Raw genomic sequence first — 26,415 nt, 5'->3', positions numbered from 1 at the left:
TCGCTCCCGTTTGCCCCGCTGTTGTCATTGCACGCACCCCACATCTTCAGGTGACCCCTATGCTTCTGACCCGCAAACCGGCGGTACAGGACACCAAGACTGCTTCCCAATCTGGCCCTACTCGCCGCCAGGGCGCAGCGTCGCTCGCCGGTAGCCTGGCGCGCAGCCTGGCCGGCGCGTTGCCGACCATGGACCGCCGCACCTTCCTCAAACGCTCCGGCATTGGCGTGGGTGCGGGGCTGGCATCCACGCAACTCTCACTGGTGAAGAAATCGGTGGTGGGCGAGGCCCAGGCCGCGGAAGGGAAGGGCGACATCGTCGTGCGCCGTACCGTGTGCTCACACTGCTCGGTTGGCTGCTCGGTGGATGCCGTGGTGCAGAACGGCGTGTGGGTACGCCAGGAGCCGGTGTTCGATTCGCCGATCAACCTGGGGGCGCACTGCGCCAAGGGCGCTGCCCTGCGGGAACATGGCCACGGCGAATACCGCCTCAAGACGCCGATGAAGCTCGTCGACGGTCGCTACCAGCGCATCAGTTGGGAGCAGGCGTTGAATGAGATCGTCGCCAAGATGCAGACGATCCGCCAGGAGACGGGGCCGGATTCGTTCTTCTTCGTCGGTTCATCCAAACACAGCAACGAGCAGGCGTATCTGCTGCGCAAGTGGGTGTCGTTCTTCGGCACCAACAACTGCGACCACCAGGCGCGTATCTGCCACAGCACCACCGTGGCCGGCGTGGCCAATACGTGGGGCTACGGCGCGATGACGAATTCGTACAACGACATGCAGAACGCCAAGTGCGCGTTGTACATCGGCTCGAACGCGGCGGAGGCGCACCCGGTGTCGATGCTGCATTTGCTGCATGCCAAGGAAACCGGCTGCAAGGTCATTGTGGTCGACCCGCGCTACACGCGCACGGCGGCCAAGTCGGATGAGTACGTGCGCATCCGCTCGGGTACGGACATCGCCTTCCTGTTCGGCGTGCTGTACCACATCTTCAAGAACGGCTGGGAAGACAAGCAGTACATCCACGACCGCGTCTACGGCATGGACAAGGTGCGCGAAGAAGTGCTCGCCAAATGGACGCCGGACAAGGTCGAAGAGGTGTGCGGTGTGCCCGAGGCGCAGGTGTTCAAAGTCGCGCAGATGATGGCGATGAACCGCCCGAGCACGCTGGTGTGGTGCATGGGCCAGACGCAGCACACCATCGGTAACGCCATCGTGCGTGCGTCGTGCATCGTGCAACTGGCGCTGGGCAATATCGGCAAGTCGGGCGGCGGTGCCAACATCTTCCGCGGCCACGACAACGTGCAGGGCGCGACGGACGTCGGCCCGAACCCCGATTCGCTGCCGGGCTACTACGGCTTGGCCACAGGCGCGTGGAAGCACTTCGCCAAGGTGTGGGATGTCGACTACGACTGGATCAAGGGCCGCTTCGCCTCGCAGGAGATGATGGAAAAATCCGGCACCACCGTCTCGCGCTGGGCGGACGCTGTGCTGGAGAAGAATGACCTGATCGACCAGGACAACAACGTCCGCGCCGTCTTCTACTGGGGCCACGCACCGAATTCGCAGACGCGCGGGCTGGACATCAAGCGCGCGCTCGACAAGATCGATCTGCTGGTGGTGATTGACCCGTATCCGTCGGCCACGGCGGCGATGGCCAATATGCCGTCCGCTGATGGCTCACCGCCGAATCCGAACCGCGCCGTCTACCTGCTGCCGGCCGCCACACAATTCGAAACGTCGGGCTCGTGCACGGCGTCCAACCGCTCGTTGCAATGGCGCGAGAAGGTGATCGAGCCGCTGTTCGAATCGCAACCCGATCACGTCATCATGCAGGCCTTTGCCGATCGTCTTGGCTTTGGCAAGGAGCTGAGCAAGGGTTGCAAGATCACCGAGTACAAGCGCGCCGGCATGACGTGGCGCGAGCCGGAGATCGAGTCGCTGCTGCGCGAGATCAACCGCGGCAACTGGACGATTGGCTACACCGGTCAATCGCCGGAACGCCTGAAGGCCCACATGCGCAACATGCATCTGTTTGATGTGCGAACGCTGCGCTGCAAGGGCGGCAAGGACCCGGAAACGGGCTACGACCTCACCGGCGACTACTTCGGCCTGCCGTGGCCGTGCTACGGCACCCCGGAGCTCAAGCACCCCGGCTCGCCCAACTTGTACGACACCAGCAAGCACGTGATGGAAGGCGGCGGGAACTTCCGCGCCAACTTTGGCGTGGAGCGGGATGGCGTCAACCTGCTGGCGGAAGACGGCTCGTTCTCGCTCGGTTCGGACCTGACCACCGGCTACCCTGAGTTCGACCACGTCTTCCTCAAGAAACTCGGTTGGTGGGATGACCTGACCGACGCTGAAAAGAAGGCTGCCGAAGGCAAGAACTGGAAGACCGATCTCTCGGGCGGCATCCAGCGCGTGGCGATGAAGCACGGCTGCCATCCGTTCGGTAACGCCAAGGCGCGCGCCATCGTGTGGAACTTCCCTGATGCGATTCCGCAGCACCGTGAGCCGCTGTATTCCACGCGGCCCGACATGGTTGCCAAGTACCCGACGCACGACGACAAGAAGGCCTTCTGGCGCCTGCCCACGCTGTACAAGACGGTGCAGCAGCGCAATATCGAGAACAAGGTCTACGAGAAATTCCCGATCATCCTCACCTCCGGCCGCCTGGTGGAGTACGAGGGTGGCGGTGAGGAAACGCGTTCCAACCCGTGGCTGGCCGAGCTGCAGCAAGAGAACTTTGTCGAGATCAACCCGAAGGCCGCGGCCGACCGGGGCATCCGCCACAACGATTTCGTCTGGGTCAAGACGCCGACCGGCGCTCAGATCAAGGTGCGCGCGCTGGTGACGGAGCGCGTGGGTGTCGACCACGCCTTTATCCCGTTCCACTTCTCGGGCTGGTGGCAGGGCAAGGACTTGCTCGACTACTACCCGGAAGGTGCCCACCCGATCGTGCGTGGCGAGGCCATCAACACGGCCACCACCTACGGCTATGACGCGGTGACGATGATGCAGGAAACGAAAACGACGGTCTGCCAGATCGAGCGGTTCGCATAAGGACGGGGAGATCAACATGGCACGCATGAAATTCATCTGTGACAGCGAGCGCTGCATCGAATGCAACGCTTGCGCCACGGCCTGCAAGAACGAGAACGAGGTGCCCTGGGGCGTGAACCGGCGCCGCGTGGTCACCATCAACGACGGCATGATCGGCGCGGAGAAATCCATCTCCGTGGCGTGCATGCACTGCTCCGACGCGCCGTGCATGGCGGTCTGCCCGGTCGACTGTTTCTATCGCACCGAAGACGGCGTGGTGCTGCACGACAAGGACGTCTGCATCGGATGCGGTTACTGCTCGTATGCGTGCCCGTTCGGCGCGCCGCAGTTCCCGAGCCAGGGCACCTTCGGCGTGCGCGGCAAGATGGACAAGTGCACGTTCTGCTCGGGTGGCCCCGAGAAGAACGGCAGCGAAGAAGAATTCGAGAAGTACGGTCGCAACCGTCTGGCCGAAGGCAAGCTGCCGCTGTGCGCGGAGATGTGCTCGACCAAGGCGCTGCTCGGCGGCGACGGCGATGTGATTTCCGACATCTTGCGCAACCGCGTGATGAAGCGGGGCAAGGGCGCGGACCTGTTCGGTTGGGGCACGGCCTATGGCGGCGCCGGCAAGAGCGCGCAGGCTGCACCCGCAGCCCCAGCGCAGGGGGCACCGGCCAAACCGGATACGCCCACTTCGGGAGCGTACTAGCCATGAAGACGATTTCGATCGTGGTGATCGCCGGTACGCTGGCCACGCTGCTGGCCGGCTGCGGTGAGCGACAACAGAGCGCTTTCGCCTCGCACCGCAAGGACGATGCGCCCGCCTACACGGGCGCGCCCGGTGACCCGTTCATGGCCAAGAACTGGACGCCCGGTGACCGCACGAGCTGGCAGAACCAGATTCGCGCGCGCGGCCAGTATCAGAACGAGTACAACAAGACGCCATGACGCGCGCAAGCGGAGGTCCGTCCATGGGCACTTCTTGGAAACATTGGGCGATAGCGTTGCTGCTGGGTGGTGCGTCGGCGTTGGCGTGCGGGCAGCAGCCGGCCAGCGCACCGGCCACCGACGCGCAGCCCGTCAACCCGGCTGTGCAGCCAACGCAGCCGTTCTCCAACATCGTCTCGGAGAACGTGTTTGATGTGCAGAAGCGCGATCTGGCCAAGGAAGCACAGGACCAGACTGTGCGACGCACCACGCAGCCCGGCAACAACGCGCCGGTCTGGCGCGAGGTCAATTCTGACCAGGCGCATTACGCCAGCATCCCCGGTCTGGAAGCCGGTGTACTGATCCAGCGCACCGGGCAGAAATGGCGCCTGTTCCGCAACGGTGTCATCACCGTGTGGGGTGGCTGGCTGGTGGTGCTCGTGCCCTTGGTCATCCTCGGCTTCTTCCTGTGGAAGGGGGCGATTCCTTTGAAGGAAACGCCGACCGGCCGCAAGATCGAGCGCTTCACGCCGACCGAGCGCTATGTGCACTGGACCATGGCGATCTCCTTTGGCACGCTGGGCGTGTCGGGCATCGTCATGTTGTGGGGCAAGCATTTCCTGCTGCCAATCCTGGGTCACCAGTTGTTCGGCTGGCTGACGTATGTGCTGAAGAATCTGCACAACCTGATCGGGCCGCTGTTCACGGTCAGCATCATCGTGGCCTTCGTGATGTGGGTGCGTGACAACCTGCCGCGCGGGATCGATCTGCAGTGGATATTGAAGGGGGGCGGCCTGTTTGGCGATGGTCATGCGCCGCCGTCACATCGCTTCAATGCTGGCGAGAAGCTCTGGTTCTGGGGCGGTCTGGTCTTGTTCGGGCTGATCCTGTCGGCCTCGGGTTGGGTGCTTGATCGCATTGTCCCGGGCGTGGACTATTACCGCAGCACGATGCAGCTGGCCGAGATCATCCACGCCATTGCGGCGGTGGGCATGATCTGCATGTCGCTGGGCCATATCTATATGGGCACGATCGGCATGGAGGGCGCTTACCGCGCCATGCGCGATGGCTATGTCGACGAGGCCTGGGCCAAGGAGCACCACGAGCTTTGGTATGACGACATCAAGGCCGGCAAGATCCCGGCGCAGCGCTCGCAGCCACCGGCGCCGCCGGCACCGAGCGAGCAGCCAGCCAAGTCGTGATGCGCCCGGCTGCCACCGAATCGAGGAATCTCTCCATGCATGTTTTCACGATGACACGTGTCGTAGGTACGACGCTTGCTGCGGCTGCGCTGTGCGTCGCCAGTGGGCTGGCCACTGCCAAGTTGCCGGCACCGACCGAAGAGCAGAAGGCCAAGGCTGAAGTGGACAAAGCCAAGGCAACCTGGAGCGACAAAGTGGCGGCGTTCCAATTGTGCAAAGCACAAGACAAAACCGCAGCGGCTTACCAGGCTGGTGGCAAGGGCGCACATACGCAGCCGGGCACGGCGTGTGCCGATCCGGGGCCCTTCGTGCCGCCGACGCCAGCCGCATCGGCGCCTGTTGCCAAAGGTTGACGCAGCGGCCATGTTGCGAGTTCATCATCCGGCAGTACAATCGTCCGCTCGCAAGTGAACCCTGACTGGAGGTGACACATGAAGCAACTCGCGATTGGACTCGCCGTGATCGGCCTGATGGCCGGCTGCGCATCGAATACCGGCTCGACGGCCAAGGCGGCTGACTCGGCCATGGCGGCTTCGGCCGTGCTGGCGCCCAAGAGCGGCAGTACCGTGCAAGGCAGCGTGAAGCTGGCACAGCAAGGCGACAATCGGGTTGCCATGGCCGTGGATATTTCCGGCTTGCCGGCCAATGGCATGTTCGGTTTCCACGTGCATGAGAAGGGCGACTGCTCCTCGGCTGATGGCATGAGCGCCGGTGGCCACTTCAACCCGACTGGCCAGCAACACGGCAACCCGGTCAGCGGGCCGCACCATGCTGGCGACATCCCGATGCTGCAATCCGATGCCAACGGCAAGGCCGTCGGCTCGATCACCCTCTCCGGCGTGACGCTCTCGCCCGGCCCGACCAGCCTGGTCGGCCATGCGCTGGTCGTCCATGCTGGCAAGGATGACTATGTAACCCAGCCCACCGGCAATTCCGGCGGGCGCATCGCCTGCGGCGTGATCGTGGCCAACTGACCTGAGCCCGCACGCGGCGCCCGCTTGAGAAAGAGGGCGCCAGCCGCATGCCCATGCGCACGCTTGCCGTGCGCATTTTTGTTTGGACGAAGATCCGATGCCGCTGCGCCCCGAACTGACCAACGCTTCTGTTCCATTGCTCGACGAGGTTGAAGTGCTCGACGAGCTGGGCCGCGCACGCGAGGTATACATCCCCGGAGAACGCCCGCTGACGGTCTATCTGGACAAGCGCGAACTCGTCACGCTGATGACGTTGGGCGGTGCACCCGAAGCGCTCGTGCTCGGCTATCTGCGCAACCAGCGACTCGTCAGCAGCATCGAAGACATTGCGTCGGTGCAGGTCGATTGGGAAACCGAATCGGCTGCCGTCACCACCCGCGCTGGCATTGCCGACCTGGACGAGAAGACTTCACGCCGCACCGTCACCACCGGCTGCGGGCAGGGCACCGTGTTCGGCTCGCTGATGGACGAGATCGACACCATCCACCTGCCGCCCGAGGCGCGCATCACGCAAACCACGCTGTACCGCGTGGTCGACACCATCCGCCTGCAGCAGTCGATCTACAAACAGGCGGGTTCTGTGCACGGCTGCGCGTTGTTCGATGCGCGTGGCGAGCTGTTGATCTTCATTGAAGACGTGGGTCGCCACAATGCCGTGGATGCCATTGCCGGCCGCATGTGGCTGGAAGGCATGGACGGCAGCGACAAGATCTTCTACACCACCGGACGCCTGACTTCCGAGATGGTCATCAAGGGTGCGCAAATGGGCATTCCGTTCCTGCTCACGCGCTCGGGTGTCACGCAGATGGGTCACCAGATGGCGCTGCGGGTCAACCTGACCCTGTTTGCGCGGTGCACTGGTCGGCACTTCCTGCTCTATACCGGCCGCGACCGGTTTGTGGCCGAGCCGGAAATGGCCAAGGTGGTTGGCCCGCGCGGCGAGCTGCCGCAGGCCGTGGGGTCGGGCAGCTGAGCGGGTCGTTCAGGCCCAGGCAAGTCTGCGTCCGGCGCGGGGTTTTCCGTCACAGGTTTGGGAGTACAATCCGCGTTCCAAACGGGGATCACCCAAGGGATCACCCCGCCGGGCCCGGCCACCGGCGTGACCAAATGGGGACAGTTTTCGCACCGCGAAGCCTGCCCCCATTTGTTCATCCAAGGTATCTGGACGCTCCATGAGCATCAAATCCGACAAGTGGATCCGCCGCATGGCCGAGCAGCACGGCATGATCGAGCCGTTCGAGCCCGGTCAGGTGCGCGAATCCGAAGGGCGCCGCATCGTCTCCTACGGCACGTCGAGCTACGGCTACGACATCCGCTGCGCCGACGAATTCAAGATCTTCACCAACATCAACAGCACCATCGTCGATCCGAAGAACTTCGACGAGAAGTCGTTTGTCGACTTCAAGGGCGATGTGTGCATCATCCCGCCGAACTCGTTCGCGCTGGCCCGCACGATGGAGTACTTCCGCATCCCGCGCACGGTGCTGACCGTGTGTCTGGGCAAGAGCACGTACGCGCGCTGCGGGATCATCGTCAACGTCACGCCGTTCGAGCCCGAGTGGGAAGGCTACGTGACGCTGGAGTTCTCGAACACCACGCCGCTGCCCGCCAAGATCTACGCCGGCGAAGGCTGCGCGCAGGTGCTGTTCTTCGAGAGCGACGAGGAGTGCGAAACCTCGTACAAGGACCGCGGCGGCAAGTACCAGGGCCAGCACGGTGTGACGCTGCCCAAGACCTAGTTTTTGTAGTCCGTTTCCGAGTTTCCGGAGCGGTGTCTTCTATTTCATCTGTCAAGGAACCACGATGAAATTCCGCTTTCCCGTCATCATCATCGACGAGGACTTCCGCTCCGAGAACGTCTCCGGGTCGGGTATTCGCGCGCTGGCCCAGGCCATCGAGCAAGAGGGCATGGAGGTCACGGGCCTCACCAGCTATGGTGACCTGACCTCGTTCGCGCAGCAGTCGAGCCGCGCGTCGACCTTTATCGTCTCGATCGACGATGACGAGTTCATCAACCCGGACAACGACAAGCCGGAGCCGGAAGCGGTCGAAAACCTGCGCAGCTTCGTCGCTGAAGTGCGCCGCCGCAACGCCGACATCCCCATCTTCCTGTATGGCGAAACGCGCACCTCGCGCCACCTGCCGAACGACGTGCTGCGCGAGCTGCACGGCTTCATCCACATGTTCGAGGACACGCCGGAGTTCGTGGCCCGACACATCATCCGTGAAGCGCGCAACTACCTCGATTCGCTGCCGCCGCCGTTCTTCAAGGCGCTGATCGACTACGCGCAGGACAGCTCGTACTCGTGGCACTGCCCGGGGCACTCGGGTGGTGTGGCGTTCCTCAAGAGCCCGGTGGGGCAGGTGTTCCACCAGTTCTTTGGCGAGAACATGCTGCGCGCCGACGTCTGCAACGCGGTGGAAGAACTCGGCCAGCTGCTCGACCACACGGGCCCGGTGGCCGCATCCGAGCGCAACGCTGCGCGCATCTTCGGCTCGGACCACATGTTCTTCGTGACCAACGGCACGTCCACGTCGAACAAGATGGTGTGGCACGCCAACGTGGCACCCGGCGACATCGTCGTGGTGGACCGCAACTGCCACAAGTCGATCCTGCACGCGATCATGATGACGGGCGCGATTCCCGTGTTCCTGATGCCGACGCGCAACCACTTCGGCATCATCGGCCCGATTCCGAAGAGCGAGTTCGAGCCAGAGACGATTGCCAAGAAGATCGCCGATCACCCGTTTGCCAGCCAGGCCAAGAACAAGAAGCCGCGCATCCTGACCATCACGCAGGGTACGTACGACGGCGTGCTGTACAACGCCGAGATGATCAAGAACATGCTGTCGACCGAAATCGACACGCTGCACTTTGACGAAGCCTGGCTGCCGCACGCGTCGTTCCACCCGTTCTACGAGGACATGCACGCCATCGGCCACGGCCGCGCGCGCAGCAAGGACGCGCTGGTGTTCGCCACGCAGTCTACGCACAAGCTGCTGGCCGGTCTGTCGCAGGCCTCGCAGATCCTCGTGCAGGATTCGGAGACACGCAAGCTCGATACGTACCGCTTTAACGAGGCGTATCTGATGCACACGTCGACGAGCCCGCAGTACTCGATCATTGCCTCGTGCGACGTGGCCGCGGCGATGATGGAAGCGCCGGGCGGCACCGCACTGGTGGAAGAGAGCATTGCCGAAGCGCTGGACTTCCGCCGCGCCATGCGCAAGGTGGAGCAGGAGTACGTTGGCACGAATGGCGGCAACGGCAAGGGCGACGACTGGTGGTTCAAGGTCTGGGGCCCGAACGACCTGTCGGACGAAGGCATTGAAGAGCGCGAAGCGTGGATGCTCAAGGCCAACGAGCGCTGGCACGGTTTCGGCAACCTGGCAGAAGACTTCAATCTGCTCGACCCGATCAAGGCCACCATCATCACCCCGGGTCTGGACGTGGACGGCAAGTTCAGCGACTCGGGCATCCCGGCCGCCATCGTCACGCGCTACCTGGCCGAGCACGGCATCATCGTCGAGAAGACCGGTCTGTACTCGTTCTTCATCATGTTCACCATCGGCATCACCAAGGGCCGCTGGAACTCGCTGGTGACCGAGCTGCAGCAGTTCAAGGACGACTACGACAACAACCAGCCGTGCTGGCGCGTGTTGCCGGAGTTCGTGCGCCAGTTCCCGCAGTACGAGCGCATCGGCCTGCGCGAGCTGTGCGACAGCATCCACAGCGTTTACCAGGCCAACGACGTGGCCCGCGTGACGACCGAGATGTACCTGTCGATCATGGAACCGGCGATGAAGCCGTCGGACGCCTGGGCCAAGATGGCCCACCGCGAAACCGAACGCGTGGCGATCGACGACCTGGAAGGCCGCATCACTGCCATCCTGCTGACGCCGTATCCGCCGGGCATTCCGCTGCTGATCCCTGGCGAGCGCTTCAACAAGACGATCGTGCAGTACCTGCAGTTTGCGCGTGAGTTCAACAAGCTGTTCCCGGGCTTCGAAACCGATATCCACGGCCTAGTGGAAGAGGAAATCGACGGCAAGACGGGTTACTTCGTCGACTGCGTGCGATAGGAAGACGCCGCAAAGCTACTGCGCGGCTCAATCTTGGCCCTGCGATGCTCGCCGTACCCATGTACGGCTGCACTTCTCGGGCCAACCTTGAACCGCTCGCTACGCTTTTCGGCATCTTCCCCGGTTGCAGGGAGCAAACAAAAACGCCGCGCAAATCAGCGCGGCGTTTTTGTTTGGAGCGTGTGACGCGGATTACTCGGCCAGCGCAGCGCGTGCAAACGCGATGGCCTGCTTCACCTGCTCCGGCGCCGTCCCGCCGATGTGGTTGCGCGAAGCGACCGAACCTTCCAGCGTCAGCACAGCGTGCACGTCGTCACCGATGAGGTTGGCCCGCTCTTCTCCTTCCTTGCCCAGGCCGCTGATGTCACGCAGTTGCGCAACCGACAGATCCGCCAGATCGCAGCGCAGATCGTCGCAGGCACGCACAGCGTGGGCCACGGCTTCGTGTGCGTCACGGAAGGGCAGGCCGCGCTTGACCAGGTAATCGGCGAGGTCGGTGGCGGTGGCGTAGCCCTGCAGAGCGGCGGCGCGCATGGCGTCGGCCTTGACGGTGATGCCGGTCGCCATGTCGGCAAAGATGCGCAGCGTGTCGACCACGGTATCGACCGTGTCGAACAGCGGTTCCTTGTCTTCCTGGTTGTCCTTGTTGTACGCCAGCGGCTGGCCTTTCATCAGCGTGAGCAGGGCGATCAGGTGGCCGTTGACGCGGCCGGTCTTGCCGCGCGCGAGTTCCGGCACGTCGGGGTTCTTCTTCTGCGGCATGATCGAGCTGCCGGTGCAGAAGCGGTCGGCAATGTCGATAAAGCCGACGCGCGGGCTCATCCACAACACCAGCTCTTCAGAGAAGCGCGAGATGTGCGTCATGACGAGCGCGGCTGCGGCGCAGAATTCGATGGCAAAGTCGCGGTCGGACACGGCATCGAGCGAGTTGCGGCACACGCCGTCAAAGCCGAGTTGCTGCGCGACGAATTCGCGATCGATCGGGTAGCTCGTGCCGGCCAGCGCGGCGGCGCCCAGCGGCAGGCGGTTGACGCGCTTGCGGGCGTCGAGCATGCGCTCGGTGTCGCGCGTGAACATCTCGACGTAGGCCAGCAGGTGGTGGCCGAACACCACCGGTTGTGCGACCTGCAGATGCGTGAAGCCCGGGACGATGGTGTTGGTGTGCTGTTCAGCCAGGTCCAGCAGCGCGCCGCGCAGGGCCTTGAGCAATCCGACGATGTTGTCGATCTCGCTGCGCAGCCACAGGCGGATGTCGGTGGCGACCTGGTCGTTGCGCGAGCGGCCGGTGTGCAGGCGCTTGCCGGCGTCGCCCGCCATGGCGGTCAGGCGCGCTTCGATGTTCAGGTGCACGTCTTCCAGGTCCAGCTTCCATTCGAACGTGCCGGCTTCGATTTCCTGGCGAATCTGCGCCATGCCCTTCTCGATGGCGGCGCGGTCAGCCTCGGCGATGATGCCCTGCTTGGCGAGCATGGCCGCATGCGCAAGCGAGCCCTGGATGTCGAACAGCGCGAGGCGCTTGTCGAAGAACACCGACGCGGTATAGCGCTTGACGAGATCGGACACCGGCTCGTTAAAGCGGGCGGACCACGCTTCAGCCTTCTTGGCGAGTTGGGAGGTCATGGGCGGACAGCTGGAGGAGGGCGGCCGGCGAGGGGTGCCAGCCGCAAATTCAGGAAACCGCGATTATATCGCCCGGCGGGCCTATCGGCCTCAGTGCGGGCATGCCGGCTACAGCGTGCTGTCGATCAGCGCGCCCTTGAAGACCACTGGCCCCGTCGGCCCGTCTGGGTTAGGCGAGCCGCTGCGCGGCTCCACGCTGATGGCCAGAGCAGGCACTTGCTGCAGTGGCTGCGCCACGGTCAGCCGGACTGCGCGCTGGTGCCCGATCACGCCAAGTGACTTCGGCTTCCCGCCGGGCGGTAGCGCCCAGAGCTGCAGGGCTTGTTCCGTGGTGAGCGGCGTCGCATCCAGCCGCTTGAGCGACAGCGTGCCAGTTCGCGCATCCCAGGTGACGAGGACGGCGGCCTGTGCCTGTGCATCCTGCAGCACGGCTACGGCATTGGCGATGGGCGCCTCGCGCAACTGCTCCGACAGCCGCAGATTCAGCCCGACCGCCACCGCCGCGACAATCGCTGCGACCGCCGTGGCACCGCGCCAGAAGCCGGTGCCTTCCCAAAGCTTTTGCCAGAGCGCCTTGGGCGAGGGTGCGGGTTCGCGCCAACCGAGCTGCACTTCCACACGGCTGAGGATTTCCGGCGGGGGCGCTGTGGCCGGCTGCAGTGTGGGCAGGTCGGCCAGATAGCGTTGCCAGCGTTCGACGGTCGCACGAACGTCGTCATGGCGGCGGATCCATTGTTCGAACCGGCGGCGGGCGCCCGCGCGCAGCGTGCCCACCGCGTATTCGGCAGCCAGCTTATCGACGAGATCAGGGTGGCGGCGCAGATCCATCACGGCGCTCCCAGGCATTCGCGCAGGCGGTCGAGCCCGCGCCGCATCCACGATTTGACGGTGCCCAGCGGCAGCGACAGCGCTTGCGCCAGCTCGCTGTGCGACAGGTCACGCAGATACGCCAGTGAGATGACCTCGCGTTGCTTCGGGTCCAGGCGCTTGAGACATTCGGCCAAGGCGCGTGCCTGCTGGCCGGCGAGCGCGAGGTCGGCAGGGCCGGGAGCGTGGTCGGCCAGCACCTCGGCGTGCGTTTCATCCAGCGGCACGGATTCCTGCACACGTTCGGCATGCTGCCGGCGCAGGCAATCGAGTGCGCGGTTGCGCACGATGGTGGTCATCCACGTCATCGGGGCGGCCAAGTGCGGGCGGTAATCGCCAGCGTGGCGCCAGATGTTGACGAAGCTTTCTTGCAAGACGTCCTCCGCCCAATCCTTCCTGACCAAGATACGCAGCGCGAGGCCAAACAGTTTCGGTGCGCAGCGCGTGTAGAGCGTGCGCAGGGCGTCGCGGTCGCCCAAGCCGACGCGTTGCAGGAGTGCGGCCAGCTCTTGCGCATCGGCGCTTTGCGGGCGGCCTGCTGCGGTTGACGGCGGATCGTCGTCTTGCTCGGCGTGGTGTTCGGTGGTGCGCTGGAAGGTGAGCACGGGGCGATTTGTGGAGAGGTCTGCCCAAAGTGTAGGAAGAAACTGGGGCCGTTGTGGGAATTCACGTGGGCGGCGCTGTGGTTTGCTCCCGGTTTGCATCCAATCAGACGAGCCCTCCGTATAAGCGGTCAGGCGCTGGACAAACGCCGGCGATCCGCACCACGGCCGCACCTCGGCACCATGCGGGTCGCGCTTCTTCCCCACATGCAAGGAGACCGACGATGGACACGATCAAAGAGATGGACCTGTTGGATGGAGACAACCCGCGCATCGATGTGCGCCGCCGCGTATTGCTGCGCGCGCCGGGGCTGATGGCGCTGGGCTCGCTGGCGGCGGTGTCGCTCGGGCAGTCGATGCCGGCCTGGGCACAGACCCAATCGGGCAGTGTGAAGGACGACATCGCCATCCTGAACGTGGCGCTCGGGCTGGAGTATCAGGCCATCGCCGCGTATCAGGTGGGCGCCGAAAGCGGCCTGCTGCAAAAGCCGGTGCTGGCCACGGCGGTGAAATTCCAGGGGCACCACAAGGCGCATGCGCAGGTGCTGGCCGGCACCGTATCCAAGCTGGGCGGCACGCCGGTCATGGAGAAGACGGTGGCGGAATACAACTTCCCGGTCAGCCAGTTGAAGACGCAGGCCGACGTGCTGCGCTTTGCCGCCGGGCTGGAGAAGGGCGCCACCTCGGCCTACCTGGGTGTGATGCCGAACTTCTACACGCGCGACCTGACCAAGGCCGCCGCCAGCATCATGGGCGACGAGGCGATGCACTGGGCGGTGCTGCTGTCCGCGCTGGGTGAGGACCCGGTGCCGGGGGCGTTTGTTGTCTGAGCCCTGAGCCGGAAATTTTTGCAGCGTCCGCTCGGCGTACCGTGCGGATGGCTTGCCCGTCATGCCGTTTGGGCTCGTTGCGGCGTGGCGGGTTTTTTATAGGCGCAGAACACGTTGACGATGGCATCCATCAATGCGCGCACCCGTGCGGTCTTGTGCAGATCGGCGTGCGTGACCAGCCAGACGTCTTGCGTGTCACGGCGGTTTGGCAGCACGCGGACCAGTTGCGGGTTGGTCTCCGCGCGGTGGCAGACCAGTTCTGTGATGCCGATGCCTGCCACGATGGCTTCGAAGACGGTCATGGCCGAGCTGCTCTGCAGGACCACGCGGCCTCGCGAGATCGGCTCGCCGCACAGGTCTTCCCACATCCACGGCACCTCGTTACGGGGATAGAGCACGAGGTCGTGTCCCGCAAACGCGGTCCCTTCTTCGGGCATGCCGCGCGCGGCCACGTAGCTGCGGCTGGCGTAGATGCCGGTTTCCAATTGAGCGATACGGCGCGCAATGAGGTCCGGCGAGTCTGGCCGCACTGTGCGCACCGCGACATCCGCCTCGCGCTTGGTCAGGTTGGCGATGCTCTTGGAGGTCATGCACACGATGTCGATGCCGGGGTGCTGCTGCCGCAATTGCGCAATGGCGGGCAGCACGAAGGTGGCGGCCAGCGTCTCGGTGGTCGCCACGCGGATGGTGCCGGCAAGCTGCTCGTCCGTGCCGGCGATGCGGCGTTCGATGGTGTGCGCGGCCTGTTCCATGGCTTCGGCCGGGCCGATCAGCGCTTCACCGGCGGGGGTGAGCACCAGCGCGGTCGATGTCCGCAGGAACAGCTTGGCCGATAACTCGCCCTCCAGCGCGGCAACGCGGCGGCCGACCGTGGCCTGATCCACAGCCAGGCGCTGCGCCGCGCCGCGCAGCGTGCCCGTGCGCGCTACGGCCAGAAAGATGCGGGCGTTGTCCCAGTTCACGTTTGGCTCCGGATGACGATTGGCGGGTGATGCATTTTTGCTGTGCTGCAATGCAAAAACGCTGCTTTTTTGCATGCTCGGTCAAGCCTACACTGGGTCGCATGACACTGCCAAACGGTTCCCTCATGTCTTCCTGCAACACCATTCCTGTCGTATCGCCCGCTGCGGATCTCAGCCGCTGGCGCCGCAACGCCACGCTGGCCATCCTGACCTCGGGGGTGTTCATGGCGGTGCTGGATACCACCGTCGTCAACGTGGCGCTGATCGCCATGCGCGACAGCCTGCACAGCAGCGTCGCCGAGCTCGCCTGGATCGTCGATGCCTACACGCTGGCCTTCGCTGCCTTCATCCTCACCGGTGGTTTGCTGAGCGACCGCATCGGCGCGCGCACCGTCTTCATGGCGGGGATGGCCGTGTTCATCGTGGCCTCGGCCGGGTGCGGGCTGGCGCCTTCAGTTGTCACGCTGATTGCCGCGCGCATTCTGCAAGGCGTGGGCGCGGCGATGTTCCTGCCGAGTTCGCTGTCGCTCATCCGCAGTACGTTTGAAGACCCGCGCGAGCGCGCCTGGGCGATCGGCCTGTGGGGCGCCATCGTGGCAACGGCTGCTGCCGTGGGCCCGGCGCTGGGCGGCATCCTGGTCGACACGTACGGCTGGCGCAGCGCCTTCCTCATCAACGTGCCGTTGGGCGTGGTGGGCATGCTGGGCACATGGGTGATCGTGCGTCACGTGCAGCCGGCACGCGCCCGGCCGTTCGACTGGGCGGGGCAGGTGACCAGTGCAGTGATGCTCGCTGCGCTGTGCTTTGCGGCGATTGAATGGCCGGTGCGCGGCGCACAGTCGCCGTGGGTGTGGGGTGCAGCGTTGCTGATGGTGGTGGCTGGTGCGCTGTTCGTGATGGCCGAGCGCCGGGCGCCTGCACCGCTGGTGCCGTTGTCATGGCTCGCGCATCGCACGCTGGGCGCGGTCAACGGCGTAGGTTTCCTGCTGAACTTCGGCTATTACGGTGCGCTGTTCGCGTTGAGCCTGCATCTGCAGAACGTTGAACACCTGAGCGCACGCCAGACCGGTCTGGTCATGCTGCCAATGGCCGTGAGCCTGTCGGCAGGCAACATCTTCGCGGGCAAGCTGATGGCGCGCTTCTCTACGCCCACCATGATGCTGAGCGGCCTGACGATCGGTGCCGTCGGTTTGCTGGCAACGTCGGCCGCGCTGACTGCACATGCGCCGCTTTGGCTGATCAGTGTGGTGATGATGGCGTACGGCGGTGGTACCGCGCTGGCCATCGCGCCCATGACGTCCACCATCCTCTCGGCGGCACCCGGCGAGCTGGCCGGCACGGCGTCGGGCTTGCTCAACGCCGCCCGGCAGACCGGCAGCCTGCTGGGCGTGGCAGCGGCAGGCGCGGTCGTCACGGTGGTCCCCGATCTGATGCGCGCCTCGCCAACGGTGTTCGGACTGATGACGCTGTCCTACGCCGGTGCGATGGCGATGGCCTGGATCAGCCGTCGCCCCGCCGCTACCGCGCTGGCTGTGTAATCAACCGCTCGCCTTTAACCGCTATTGCGCAGCCCCGCCGCAATCCCGTTGATCGACAGGTGGATGCCGCGCCGCACGCGCGCATCGTCGCTGCCGGCCTTGCCCGAACGGAAACGCTTGAGCAGTTCCACCTGCAAGTGGTTCAGCGGGTCGAGGTACGGGAAGCGGTTCTTGATCGAGCGCGCCAGCAACGGGTTGTCGGCCAGCCGCTCCGATTGCCCCGTGATGCTCGCCAACACCTGCTCGGTCAACGTGAACTCAGCCGAGATGCGCGAGAACACCGCCTTGCGCAGCTTGCGGTCGTCGCACAGTTGCGCGTAGCGCGAAGCCACGTTCAGGTCGGCCTTGGACAGCACCATGTCCATGTTCGACAGCAGGTTCGCAAAGAACGGCCACTGCTTGTGCATACGCTTGAGTGTGGCCAGGCGTGCGGCGCGGGCCTTCTCGCTGCCGGCGTCATCCAGCCACTGCTGCACCGCACTGCCAAAGCCGAACCAGCCCGGCAGCAGCAGGCGGCACTGGCCCCACGAGAAGCCCCACGGAATCGCGCGCAGGTCTTCGATCTTGCGGTGCTTCTTGTCCATCAGCTTGCGTGACGCGGGGCGCGAACCGAGGTTCAGGTCCGCAATCTCGGTGATGGGCGTGGTGGCGAAGAAGTAGTCCTTGAAGCCCGGGGTTTCGTAGACGAGGTTGCGGTACGCGGCAAAGGCATTGTCCGACAGCGCCTGCATGGCGGCCTCGAATTCTTCCAGCCCCTTCGGGCGGTTGCGCGTGGGCAGTAGCGTGGCTTCCAGCGTGGCCGCGACAATGGTCTCAAGATTGCGCCGGCCGATCTCGGGGTTGGCGAACTTGCTGGAGATGATCTCGCCCTGCTCGGTCAGGCGGATCTGCCCGTTCACCGTGCCCGGTGGCTGCGACAGGATGGCCTGGTAGGTCGGGCCGCCGCCACGGCCCACCGTGCCGCCGCGGCCGTGGAACAGGCGCAGGTGCACACCCTTGCGCTCGAACAGTTCCACCAGCGCCAGCTCGGCCTTGTACAGCTCCCAGTTGGAGGTGAGGAAGCCGCCGTCCTTGTTGGAGTCCGAATAGCCGAGCATGACTTCCTGCTCGTTGCCCTGCGCTGCCAGCACAGCGTCAAAGCCCGGCAGGGCGAGCAGGTCGCCCATGATTTCGGGGGCGTTGCGCAAGTCTTCGATGGTCTCGAACAGCGGGATCACCATCACGTCGAGTCCCGCGCCAGCGCCATTGGCGTTCGCGCGGAACATGCCGGCTTCCTTCTGCAGCAGCATCACTTCCAGCAGGTCAGACAGCGTCTCGGTGTGCGAGATGATGTAGTTGCGCACGATGCGGTTGCCGTAGCGGGCACGCACCTCGCGCGCCGCGCGGAAAATGTCGATCTCCGACGTGGTCTGCTCGCTGTACGTGTGGAATGGCAGCGTCAGCAGACGCGGCTGTTGCAGCTCGCGCAGCAGCAGCGTGCGCTTATCGGCTTCCGACAATGCCGCGTACGCGCCTTCCACGCCTGCCACCTTCAGCAATTCGGCGACGGTCGCTTCGTGCACATCCGACACTTGTCGCAAGTCGATCGACGACAAGTGGAAACCGAACACATCAATCGCACGCGCCAGCGAGGTCACGCGCGCATCGGCCAGCGCCTCGCCGTGGTGCGCCGCCAGCGAATCGATGACGATCTGGATGTCGGCGCGCAGTTCTTCTGCGTTGTTGTAGGCCGGGGCGGGGCCGACGGCGTGGCGGCCGGCATCTTCGCCAGTCAGCTCGCGGCACGTCGCGGCCAGGCGCGCATACACGCCGATGAGCGCACGGCGGTACGGCTCGTCCGCGCGATGCTCAGAGCGATCGGGCGACTGTTCGGCCAGCGCCAGCAGTTCGGCGCTCACGTCCACCTGCGACGTGGACATCGACAGCTCGGCGCCCAGCGCATGGATCTCTTCCAGGTACCACGCGAGGATCACGCTCGCCTGCTTTTGCGCGGCGTCACGCAACGTCTCTGCAGTGACGAAGGGGTTGCCGTCGCGGTCGCCGCCGATCCAGGACCCCATCTGGAAGAAGGCCGGCAGCGGTGTCGGCTCGCCACGTGCGCCACGGCGCGGGAACACGCTGGCGACGTCTTCTTCCAACTCGCGGTACAGCGCGGGAATCTCGCGCAGAAAGGTGGTCTGGTAATACGACAGCGCGTTTTCGATCTCGTCGGCCACCATCAGGCGCGTGGTGCGCAGCATGCGCGTCTGCCACAGCTTGGTCACGTGCGCGCGCAGGGTCGTCGTATTGCGGTCGCGCTCGCGCGTGGTGAGCGGCGTGTCGCGCTCGGCCAGCAGGCGGGCGATTTCACGCTGCGCATCCAGAATGCTCTTGCGCTGTACTTCAGTCGGGTGCGCGGTCAGCACCGGCACGATCAGCGCCTTGTCGAAGAAACGGCGCAGCGCCTCCCCGGAGACACCTTCATCGGCCACCGACAGCAGGGCGCGCATCATGCTGCCCGGCTGCGGCGGGGAGCCCGCCAGCGCGTGCACGCGGCGGCGGCGGTTGTGGTGCTGGTCTTCGGCAATGTTGGCCAGGTGCGAGAAGTAGCTGAACGCGCGCACCACCGAGTTGGTCTGTTCGCGCGAGAGCGCCTTGAGCAGCCGGTCGAGTTCCTGCTCAGCCTGGCGGTCGCCGTCGCGGCGGAAGCGCACGGCGGTCTGGCGGATGGTCTCGACGGTTTCGAAGGCGGCGCCGCCTTCCTGTTCACGCAGCACGTCGCCCAGCAGGCGGCCCAAGAAGCGAATGTCCTCTTTCAGCGGCTGATCTTTGGCCGCAGCGCTGCCCGACGAGCGGCGTGAGGTTGGACCGAGTGATGCACCGTTGGCCTCGTCCGCGCCATTGGGTTTGGGCGTGGCCTTGGCAGCGGGTTTGCTGGCGGGCTTTGCTGCGGCCTTGGCGATCTTGCTGGTCTTGGGCGGCACGGCGGATGCCTTGCGGGCGGGGGTCGCGCGCGAGGAAGCGCGGCGCGCGGCGGGCTGCGTCATTGATGTCTCCTAGGTCGGGTGGGTAAGGTGCCTGAAGGGCCCTCTTTTCTGCATCATTTCAACGTGATAGTCGGTCTGTGGCGAAAAAGCTGCGTGCTACCATTGCCGCATGTCTTCAACCGCCCGCCCGACTTCTGTCGAATCCCAGCTTGCAACGACTCCTGCAGCCCAGGCGCCGACCAAGCTGGTCATCGCCTCGCGCGAAAGCCGGCTTGCACTTTGGCAAGCCGAACACGTGCGTGCTGCATTGCAAAAATACTATCCCGCGTGCGACGTGTCCATCCTCGGCATGACCACACGCGGCGACCAGATTCTCGATCGCTCCCTCGCCAAGGTGGGGGGCAAAGGTTTGTTCGTGAAGGAACTGGAAGTCGCGCTGGCCGAGGGACGTGCCGATCTGGCCGTCCATTCGCTCAAGGATGTGCCGATGGAGTTGCCGGAAGGCTTCGCACTGTCGGCCATACTCGAACGCGAAGACCCGCGCGACGCCTTTGTCTCCAACGACTACGCCGATCTGGCCGCGCTGCCGGCCGGTGCCGTGGTGGGTACGTCCAGCCTGCGCCGCGAGGCATCGCTGCGCGCGCGTTTCCCGCATCTGGTCATCCAGCCGTTGCGTGGCAATTTGGACACGCGTCTGGGCAAGCTCGACCGTGGTGACTACGCCGCCATCATTCTGGCTGCCGCCGGGCTCAAGCGCCTGGGTTTGGCTGAGCGCATCCGTTCGACCATCGCGCCGGAGGAATCGCTACCGGCCGCGGGGCAGGGTGCGCTGGGCATTGAGATCTGCGCCGATCGTGCTGACGTGCAGGCCGCGCTCGCGCCGCTGCATGACATGCGCACCGCGCTGGCCGTGACCGCGGAGCGCGCCGTGTCCCGCATCCTGGGCGGCTCTTGCCAGGTACCGCTGGCGTCGTTTGCACAGTGGTCGGAGTCCGGCACGCTGCGTTTGCGTGCTTTTGTTGCCTCGCAGGATGGCACCCGCAAGCTCGCCGCAGATGGCGAAGCCACGCCGTCCACGCCAGCCGAGGCTGACGCGCTCGGTGTACAGGTCGCCCAGCAGATGTTGAACGGCGGCGCGCGTGAGATTCTCGCCATGCTGGGCGCCGACGCCCCGCCCGCTACCTAACTTCCACGGCTCGCCATGGACGATCGCTTGCCACCCTCATCCAGCGCGCCATCTGTCGCCGGTTCGGCCGCCAACGCGGCCGCCGAATTGGCCACCACCGCGCCCGTGGTGGTGGTGACGCGTCCGCGCGCGCAGGCACCCATGCTGGTGACGGCGTTGGAACGCCACGGCCTGCGCACGCACCAGTTCCCGCTGCTCGACATCGCGCCGACACCGAATCTGGACGACCTGCGCGCCGCGCTGGGGGATCCTTCGCGCTATGCGCTGGTTGTGTTCGTCAGCCCCAATGCCGTACAGCAGGCGTTTGCCGCCATGCCGGACGGCTTCCGCTGGCCGCAGGAAGTGCCGGTGGCGGTAGTGGGCCCCGCGAGTGCGCAGGCCCTGGCCACGCACGGCGTTGCACCGCCCGCGTATCGCGTGATCCGACCCGACACCCACGCCGACGACGCCCGCCAGGATTCCGAAGCCCTGTATGCGCGGTTGGATGTGCCGTCGCTCAGCGGCCGCGAGGTGCTGATCGTGCGCGGCAACGGTGGCCGTGAATGGTTGGCCGACCAACTGCGCGAGGCTGGCGTCTCGGTGCGTACGGTGGAGGCTTACCGCCGCAGCGTGCCTGTGCCCGATGCCGCCGCTTGGGCTGCGCTGCGCGCCGTGCTTGCCACCCGCCATGCCTGGACGCTCACCAGTTCCGAGGCGGTACGCAATCTCGACGATCTGGCGCGCGCCAACCTGACACCCGCCGAGGTCAATACGCTGCACGGCGCACCGTGCTTTGCGCCGCATGCGCGCATTGTTGAGCAAGCCGAGTCGCTGGGCTTTCGCGATGTGAAGCTCACTGGTGCCGGCGATGATCGCCTGCTTGCCGGGGTCCTGGCCTGGGCCGGCCCGGTGCCTGCGCCCGTACCGACGCCGTCCGCTCCGGCACCGGCTGAATCGAATACTTCTCCTTCTTCTCCCACTGTGACGCAGACTTCCGCTCCCTCGTCCGCTCCCGCCGCGAAGCCCGCGGCTGCCCAGCCGAGTCCGGCGCCCGCCCCAGCACCCGCATCGTTCGCGCCCACCATGACCGTCAACCATGCACCGCGACGCGGCGGCTGGCTGATCTGGACCGTGCTGGCCGTTGTCGTGGTTGCAGTGGCTGCACTGCAGGTGCGCAACGAGCGCCTGGCCCGTGAGATCCGCCAGCGCGGACAGCAGAACGAAGCACTGGCGCAAGAGATGCGCGTGCTTTCCAGCGCAGACCGGGACGCGGTTGGCCAGTTGCAGCAGAAGTTCGGCGCGCTGGATGCCCGCACGACGGAAACCCGCGACCGCCAGGGCGCGTTGGAGCAGGCCAGCCAGGATCTGCTGCGCAACCGCGACGATTGGCAGCGATCCGAGATCGAGCGCTCGATTGAAGTCGCTGCCGAGCAACTCCAGCTCACCGGCAACGTGAGCGGTGCGCTGGCCGCGCTGCAGACCGTCGACACCCGTCTGGCATCGCTCAACAAGCCGCAGTTCAACGCCGTGCGCCGCGCCGTGGCGCGCGATATCGCCAAGCTCAAGGCGATGCCGTCGATTGACCTGAGTGGCGCGGCCATCCGCCTGGACGATGCAATCAACGCGGTCGATACGTTGCCGCTGGTGTCGTCGGCCCAGCCGCTGGATGCGGAGCAGGCCGCGCAGGCACCGAAGGCGCGTCCGGCAAAGAATGCCAAGGCCGTGGCGGCTGCATCGGCGTCGGCGCCGGCGGCATCGACGCAAGCCGGCACAGGCTGGTCGGCCGGCGTGCGTGCTTGGTGGGGTCGTTTGTGGAGCGGCGTGCGTGATGAGCTGGGCCAGATCGTGCAGGTGCGCCGTGTGGATCAGACCGAGGCGCTGCTGCTGTCGTCGGATCAGGCGTGGTTCCTGCGCGAAAACCTCAAGCTGCGCCTGATGAACGCGCGTCTGGCCTTGCTCTCGCGCAACGATGCTGTGTTCCGCGCTGATCTGGGCCGCGCCGACACGCTGCTCGCGCGCTACTTCGACACGCAATCGCAGCGTGTGACTGCGGTGCAGAACCTGCTGGCGCAGGTGCGTACGACGGTCGGCACGCTGGAGGTGCCGACGCTGGCCGACAGTCTTGCCGCTGCGCGCGGTCAGGGCAAGGAGTGAGCATGCGCTGGGTATTCTGGATTGCGCTGCTGTTTGCCGCCGCCGTTGGGCTGGCGCTGTTTACCGAACTCAATCTGAGCAATGTCGTGCTGTTCTACCCGCCGTACCGGGTGGAGATGTCGCTCAACTTTGTGCTGGCCGCGTTGCTGGTGACGTTTGTCGTGCTGCATCTGGTGATGCGGTTGTTCCACCATGTGGCGGGCATGCCGGCGCGTGCTGCGGCGTATCGTGAACGCAACCGTATCCTGAAGGCTTCCGCTGCGTTGCGCGAGGCGATGGAAAGCCTGTTTGCGGGCCGCTTCGGCCACGCCGAGCGTCAGGCGCGCGAAGCCCAGGCCTGGGAGGCACAGCGCGAAACTGCGGCACTGATCGGTGCACGCGCTGCGCACCGTATGCAGGAAACCGAGCGCCGCGATGCGTGGATGGCCGAGGTGAAGTCGCCGGATCGCGAACAGGCCAAGCTGGTATCGATGGCGGAACTGCTGGTCGATGCACGCGACGCCGAGGGTGCGCTGGAGAGGATCGCGCAACTGCAATCGCAGGGGGCGCGGCAGATTCAAGCGCAGCGGATTGCGCTGCGTGCGCATCAGCACCTTAAGAACTGGAATGAGGTGCTGCGCCTGACGCGCGCGCTGGAAAAGCGCAATGCCATCCACACCGTGCTGGCCGCGCGCCTCAAGCAGATGGCGTGCGAGACGCTGCTGACCGAACGCCGCCACGACGCCGACGCACTCAACGCCTTCTGGCGTGAACTGACTGCGGAGGAACGCCGCTCGCCGCGCATTGCCTCGCTGGCCGCACTGTACTTCGCGCAGCTGGACCGTACCGATGACGCCAAGCGCATCGTCGAAGAAGGCCTGAAAGCGCATTGGGATGGCCGCCTGATCCGCCGCTATGCGGATTGTGCGGTGCCCGGCAAGGCGCTGCCGCTGATCCAGCAAGCAGAGAAATGGCTCGCCCAGCATCCGGTGGATGCGGACCTGTTCTACACGCTCGGCATGCTCTGCTTCAAGGAGCAGCTCTGGGGCAAGGCGCAGTCGAGCCTGGAGTCGGCGCTGAAGTATGCAGATGCCGATCACCACGGCAACCTGCGTGCCCATGCGCACTTGGCGCTCGCGCAGATGTACGAGCAAACTGAGCGGCCGGAAGAGGCCCAGCGCCACTACCGGCAGAGCGCATTGCTTGCCGTGAAATGAACAAGGCCGGGAGATCCCGGCCTTTTCTTTGTTGCCTGGGTTTCGTGGTGCGGGTGATGCCTACTTGTTCACCTTCGATGCCGGCACCGACAGCGTGAGGATCGCCCCCAGCACCATCGATGCAGCCAACATGTACATGCCGGAATCGGTGCTCTTGGTAGCGTCTTTCAGCCAGCCCACGGCATAGGGGCTGATGAAGCCCGCCAGGTTGCCCAGCGAGTTGATGAGCGCAATGCCCGCCGCTGCGCCCGTACCGGCCAGAAACGCGGTCGGCAGGCTCCAGAACAGCGGCAGTGTGGTCAGGATGCCCATCGTGCCGAGCGTGAGCGCCGCCATCGCCAGCGTGGTGTTGGTGTGCCAGACGGCCGAGAGCACCAGCCCAATCGCGCCCGCCACGGCCGGAATGGCGATGTGCCAGCGGCGCTCGCGCGTGCGGTCTGCGCTACGGGCGACCAGGATCATGGCGATGACGGCCGCGCCATACGGAATCGCCGTCAGCAAGCCCACCGAGAACGGATCGGCTACACCGGTCTGCTTGATGAGCGTCGGCAGCCAGAAGCTCACGCCATACAAGCCCATCACGAAGGTGAAGTAGATCCCGCTCATCAGCCACATACGCGGGCTGGACAGGACCGTGCCGATAGGCGGGTCCTCTTTCTCTGCGTCTTCCGCAGCAATGTTGCGGGTGAGCAGGGCCTTTTCATCATCGGTCAGCCATTTGGCGTGGCTGATGCGGTCATCCAGATAGAGCAGCACCACGACGCCGACGATGACCGACGGAATGCCCTCGATCAGGAACATCCACTGCCAGCCGGCCAGACCGTACTTGCCTGCAAAGGCGGTCATCGCCCAGCCCGACAGCGGCCCGCCGATCACGCCCGAGAGCGCCACCGCCGTCATGAAGAACGTGGTGGTGCGCCCGCGCCGCTGCGCCGGATACCAATAGGTGAGGTACAGGATGATGCCCGGGAAGAAACCGGCCTCGGCCAGCCCCAGCAGGAAGCGCATCACGTAGAACATGGCCGGCGTGGTCACGAACATCATGGCCGCCGAGATGAGGCCCCACGAGATCATGATCCGCGCGATCCACATGCGTGCCCCCACGCGATGCAGGATCACATTGCTCGGTACCTCGAAGAGGAAGTAGCCGATGAAGAAGATGCCTGCGCCCAGCCCATAGATGGTCTCGCTGAACTTCAGGTCGTTGAGCATCTGCAGCTTGGCAAAGCCGACGTTCACGCGGTCGAGATATGCGACCACGTAGCACAGCAGCAGAAACGGAACCAGGCGCCACGTCACCTTGCGGTAGGTGGCTTCTTCGAAGTCGCTTGCAGATTGGGGCAGGGTGCTTGCGCTACCCAGCGGTGGAGTGGTGAGGGCCATCGGGTCTCCTGAGTTGTTATGAGTTCAGGCCGATTGCTCCTCGTCACCAACATCGGCCCGGAAAACCGCCACCGCATTCTGCGCCTTCTCGCGAGGCCCTGCCAAGCTGCCCTGCTGCAGGGTTCGCAGTGACGACTATACGCAGCGCCCGCCATCCACCTCCAGGCACGCGCCGGTGATGAACTCCGCCTCATCCGAGGCCAGGTACAAGCAGGCATTGGCCACATCCTGCGGCGTAGACAGCCGCCCCATCGGAATCGTCGCCAGAAAGCGCGCACGGTTCTCGGGCGTATCGGGCATGCCCATGAACTGCTCGATCAGGCCGGTGGCGCCCATCACCGGGTTCACGCAGTTCACGCGGATCTTGTCCGGGCCGAGCTCGGCCGCCATCGCTTTGCTGGCCGTGATGACGGCCCCCTTGCTGGCGTTGTACCAAACGAGCCCCGGCCGCGGCCGGACGCCCGCCGTGGACGCCACGTTGACGAACACACCGCCGCCGCGCTCGCGGAAGTGAGGCACCATGTGGCGCGCCGTCCAGTAGATGCTCTTCACGTTGACGGCCATCACGCGGTCGAACTCGTCTTCGGTGATCTGCAGCAGCGGCTTGTTCTTGTGCGTGGTGCCGGCGTTGTTAATGACGATGTGCAGATCGCCATAACGCGCAAGTGTGGCGCCCAGCAGCTTGGCGACCGAATCACCATCCGACACGTCGGCATGCACGAAATGCGCATCGCCGCCAGCCACGCGGATGGCATCGGCCACGCGCTCCCCGGCCTCGGTGTTCAAGTCATTGACGATGACGCGTGCGCCTTCACGGGCAAAGGTGTTGGCGATGCCCTCGCCAAAGCCCGAACCCGCGCCCGTGACGATGGCGATCTTGCCCGCAAGCCGCATGGTGT

At 65.2% G+C, this 26,415-nt stretch carries 21 protein-coding genes; 14 read left to right on the top strand and 7 right to left on the bottom strand.

What is annotated here, in order from left to right:
• Nucleotides 1–59: 59 nt before the first annotated feature.
• The 9 genes from C404_RS46480 (at nt 60) to C404_RS46440 (ending at nt 10,233) form a co-directional block, all read left to right on the top strand.
• Complete coding sequence (locus C404_RS46480) at nt 60–3,068, top strand: molybdopterin-dependent oxidoreductase (protein WP_021195627.1); 3,009 nt, start codon at nt 60–62, stop codon at nt 3,066–3,068.
• 16 nt (nt 3,069–3,084) lie between these two features.
• Nucleotides 3,085–3,756, top strand: coding sequence for a formate dehydrogenase FDH3 subunit beta (gene fdh3B / locus C404_RS46475; protein WP_021195626.1), 672 nt, complete (start codon nt 3,085–3,087; stop codon nt 3,754–3,756).
• Between the two features lie 2 nt (nt 3,757–3,758).
• Nucleotides 3,759–3,995, top strand: a complete 237-nt coding sequence (locus tag C404_RS46470) for a hypothetical protein (protein ID WP_021195625.1) — start codon at nt 3,759–3,761, stop codon at nt 3,993–3,995.
• 23 nt (nt 3,996–4,018) lie between these two features.
• Entirely contained in the window at nt 4,019–5,176 is a 1,158-nt protein-coding gene (locus C404_RS46465; RefSeq protein WP_031329589.1) for a formate dehydrogenase subunit gamma, read from the top strand.
• Nucleotides 5,177–5,211: 35 nt separating this feature from the next.
• Nucleotides 5,212–5,529: a hypothetical protein gene (locus C404_RS46460; RefSeq protein ID WP_021195623.1), complete on the top strand. Its 318-nt coding sequence runs from the start codon at nt 5,212–5,214 to the stop codon at nt 5,527–5,529.
• A 78-nt stretch (nt 5,530–5,607) separates the two neighbouring features.
• Nucleotides 5,608–6,150 (top strand): superoxide dismutase family protein, encoded by a 543-nt coding sequence (locus C404_RS46455; protein WP_021195622.1) that lies wholly within the window; start codon nt 5,608–5,610, stop codon nt 6,148–6,150.
• 97 nt (nt 6,151–6,247) lie between these two features.
• The gene (locus C404_RS46450; RefSeq protein WP_031329586.1) at nt 6,248–7,123 is read left to right on the top strand and encodes a formate dehydrogenase accessory sulfurtransferase FdhD; all 876 of its coding nucleotides are present in this window, start codon (nt 6,248–6,250) and stop codon (nt 7,121–7,123) included.
• A 199-nt stretch (nt 7,124–7,322) separates the two neighbouring features.
• Nucleotides 7,323–7,889, top strand: coding sequence for a dCTP deaminase (dcd, locus tag C404_RS46445; protein WP_012762552.1), 567 nt, complete (start codon nt 7,323–7,325; stop codon nt 7,887–7,889).
• A 64-nt stretch (nt 7,890–7,953) separates the two neighbouring features.
• Complete coding sequence (locus C404_RS46440) at nt 7,954–10,233, top strand: arginine/lysine/ornithine decarboxylase (RefSeq protein WP_021195620.1); 2,280 nt, start codon at nt 7,954–7,956, stop codon at nt 10,231–10,233.
• Between the two features lie 192 nt (nt 10,234–10,425).
• Here the strand turns inward: C404_RS46440 and argH are convergent, their stop codons facing one another.
• From argH to C404_RS46425, 3 genes are all read right to left on the bottom strand, one after another.
• A complete protein-coding gene (argH, locus tag C404_RS46435) occupies nt 10,426–11,853 on the bottom strand; it encodes an argininosuccinate lyase (protein WP_021195619.1) in 1,428 nt (475 codons plus the stop codon).
• Nucleotides 11,854–11,961: 108 nt separating this feature from the next.
• Complete coding sequence (locus C404_RS46430) at nt 11,962–12,681, bottom strand: anti-sigma factor (RefSeq protein ID WP_021195618.1); 720 nt, start codon at nt 12,679–12,681, stop codon at nt 11,962–11,964.
• Nucleotides 12,681–13,325, bottom strand: a complete 645-nt coding sequence (locus C404_RS46425) for an RNA polymerase sigma factor (protein WP_021195617.1) — start codon at nt 13,323–13,325, stop codon at nt 12,681–12,683. Before C404_RS46425 ends, C404_RS46430 begins: the two co-directional genes overlap by 1 nt.
• Before the next feature lie 221 nt (nt 13,326–13,546).
• Between C404_RS46425 and C404_RS46420 the strand changes: the two genes are divergently transcribed.
• Nucleotides 13,547–14,152, top strand: coding sequence for a ferritin-like domain-containing protein (locus C404_RS46420; protein ID WP_021195616.1), 606 nt, complete (start codon nt 13,547–13,549; stop codon nt 14,150–14,152).
• Between the two features lie 59 nt (nt 14,153–14,211).
• On the opposite strand, the gene C404_RS46415 is transcribed toward C404_RS46420, so the two are convergent.
• A complete protein-coding gene (locus tag C404_RS46415; protein WP_031329584.1) occupies nt 14,212–15,114 on the bottom strand; it encodes a LysR family transcriptional regulator in 903 nt (300 codons plus the stop codon).
• Nucleotides 15,115–15,239: 125 nt separating this feature from the next.
• On the opposite strand from C404_RS46415, the gene C404_RS46410 reads away from it, so the two are divergent.
• Nucleotides 15,240–16,652 (top strand): MFS transporter, encoded by a 1,413-nt coding sequence (locus C404_RS46410; RefSeq protein ID WP_021195614.1) that lies wholly within the window; start codon nt 15,240–15,242, stop codon nt 16,650–16,652.
• Nucleotides 16,653–16,666: 14 nt separating this feature from the next.
• Here C404_RS46410 and ppc read toward each other — a convergent pair whose 3' ends face one another.
• Complete coding sequence (gene ppc / locus C404_RS46405; protein WP_021195613.1) at nt 16,667–19,678, bottom strand: phosphoenolpyruvate carboxylase; 3,012 nt, start codon at nt 19,676–19,678, stop codon at nt 16,667–16,669.
• Between the two features lie 109 nt (nt 19,679–19,787).
• On the opposite strand from ppc, the gene hemC reads away from it, so the two are divergent.
• Genes hemC through C404_RS46390 form a run of 3 tightly spaced genes read left to right on the top strand, consistent with a single transcriptional unit; the run spans nt 19,788 to nt 24,133 of the window.
• Nucleotides 19,788–20,804 carry a hydroxymethylbilane synthase gene (gene hemC, locus C404_RS46400; protein ID WP_021195612.1) on the top strand — a complete coding sequence of 339 codons (1,017 nt, stop codon included), beginning with the start codon at nt 19,788–19,790 and terminating at the stop codon, nt 20,802–20,804.
• 15 nt (nt 20,805–20,819) lie between these two features.
• Complete coding sequence (gene hemDX / locus C404_RS46395; protein WP_021195611.1) at nt 20,820–22,937, top strand: fused uroporphyrinogen-III synthase HemD/membrane protein HemX; 2,118 nt, start codon at nt 20,820–20,822, stop codon at nt 22,935–22,937.
• A 2-nt stretch (nt 22,938–22,939) separates the two neighbouring features.
• Nucleotides 22,940–24,133, top strand: a complete 1,194-nt coding sequence (locus C404_RS46390; RefSeq protein ID WP_021195610.1) for a heme biosynthesis protein HemY — start codon at nt 22,940–22,942, stop codon at nt 24,131–24,133.
• 60 nt (nt 24,134–24,193) lie between these two features.
• Here the strand turns inward: C404_RS46390 and C404_RS46385 are convergent, their stop codons facing one another.
• Nucleotides 24,194–25,516 (bottom strand): MFS transporter, encoded by a 1,323-nt coding sequence (locus C404_RS46385; protein WP_021195609.1) that lies wholly within the window; start codon nt 25,514–25,516, stop codon nt 24,194–24,196.
• A 135-nt stretch (nt 25,517–25,651) separates the two neighbouring features.
• Nucleotides 25,652–26,410: an SDR family oxidoreductase gene (locus C404_RS46380; protein ID WP_021195608.1), complete on the bottom strand. Its 759-nt coding sequence runs from the start codon at nt 26,408–26,410 to the stop codon at nt 25,652–25,654.
• Between the last annotated feature and the right edge of the window lie 5 nt (nt 26,411–26,415).

It is taken from the genome of Ralstonia sp. AU12-08 (assembly GCF_000442475.1).
Taxonomy (GTDB): Bacteria; Pseudomonadota; Gammaproteobacteria; order Burkholderiales; family Burkholderiaceae; genus Ralstonia; species Ralstonia insidiosa.
The sequence above is the reverse complement of the archived record's forward strand: the minus strand, read 5'-3'. Positions and strand labels throughout refer to the sequence as shown.

What these genes read in the sequence shown, in the direction of transcription:
- hemDX (WP_021195611.1), top strand. Translation starts at nt 20,820, where the DNA reads ATGGACGATCGCTTGCCACCCTCATCCAGCGCGCCATCTGTCGCCGGT.
- argH (WP_021195619.1), bottom strand. Translation starts at nt 11,853, where the DNA reads ATGACCTCCCAACTCGCCAAGAAGGCTGAAGCGTGGTCCGCCCGCTTT.
- C404_RS46470 (WP_021195625.1), top strand. Translation starts at nt 3,759, where the DNA reads ATGAAGACGATTTCGATCGTGGTGATCGCCGGTACGCTGGCCACGCTG.
- C404_RS46410 (WP_021195614.1), top strand. Translation starts at nt 15,240, where the DNA reads ATGTCTTCCTGCAACACCATTCCTGTCGTATCGCCCGCTGCGGATCTC.
- C404_RS46420 (WP_021195616.1), top strand. Translation starts at nt 13,547, where the DNA reads ATGGACACGATCAAAGAGATGGACCTGTTGGATGGAGACAACCCGCGC.
- hemC (WP_021195612.1), top strand. Translation starts at nt 19,788, where the DNA reads ATGTCTTCAACCGCCCGCCCGACTTCTGTCGAATCCCAGCTTGCAACG.
- ppc (WP_021195613.1), bottom strand. Translation starts at nt 19,678, where the DNA reads ATGACGCAGCCCGCCGCGCGCCGCGCTTCCTCGCGCGCGACCCCCGCC.
- C404_RS46385 (WP_021195609.1), bottom strand. Translation starts at nt 25,516, where the DNA reads ATGGCCCTCACCACTCCACCGCTGGGTAGCGCAAGCACCCTGCCCCAA.
- C404_RS46455 (WP_021195622.1), top strand. Translation starts at nt 5,608, where the DNA reads ATGAAGCAACTCGCGATTGGACTCGCCGTGATCGGCCTGATGGCCGGC.
- fdh3B (WP_021195626.1), top strand. Translation starts at nt 3,085, where the DNA reads ATGGCACGCATGAAATTCATCTGTGACAGCGAGCGCTGCATCGAATGC.
- C404_RS46480 (WP_021195627.1), top strand. Translation starts at nt 60, where the DNA reads ATGCTTCTGACCCGCAAACCGGCGGTACAGGACACCAAGACTGCTTCC.
- C404_RS46390 (WP_021195610.1), top strand. Translation starts at nt 22,940, where the DNA reads ATGCGCTGGGTATTCTGGATTGCGCTGCTGTTTGCCGCCGCCGTTGGG.
- C404_RS46450 (WP_031329586.1), top strand. Translation starts at nt 6,248, where the DNA reads ATGCCGCTGCGCCCCGAACTGACCAACGCTTCTGTTCCATTGCTCGAC.
- C404_RS46460 (WP_021195623.1), top strand. Translation starts at nt 5,212, where the DNA reads ATGCATGTTTTCACGATGACACGTGTCGTAGGTACGACGCTTGCTGCG.
- C404_RS46430 (WP_021195618.1), bottom strand. Translation starts at nt 12,681, where the DNA reads ATGGATCTGCGCCGCCACCCTGATCTCGTCGATAAGCTGGCTGCCGAA.
- C404_RS46465 (WP_031329589.1), top strand. Translation starts at nt 4,019, where the DNA reads ATGGGCACTTCTTGGAAACATTGGGCGATAGCGTTGCTGCTGGGTGGT.
- C404_RS46440 (WP_021195620.1), top strand. Translation starts at nt 7,954, where the DNA reads ATGAAATTCCGCTTTCCCGTCATCATCATCGACGAGGACTTCCGCTCC.
- C404_RS46380 (WP_021195608.1), bottom strand. Translation starts at nt 26,410, where the DNA reads ATGCGGCTTGCGGGCAAGATCGCCATCGTCACGGGCGCGGGTTCGGGC.
- dcd (WP_012762552.1), top strand. Translation starts at nt 7,323, where the DNA reads ATGAGCATCAAATCCGACAAGTGGATCCGCCGCATGGCCGAGCAGCAC.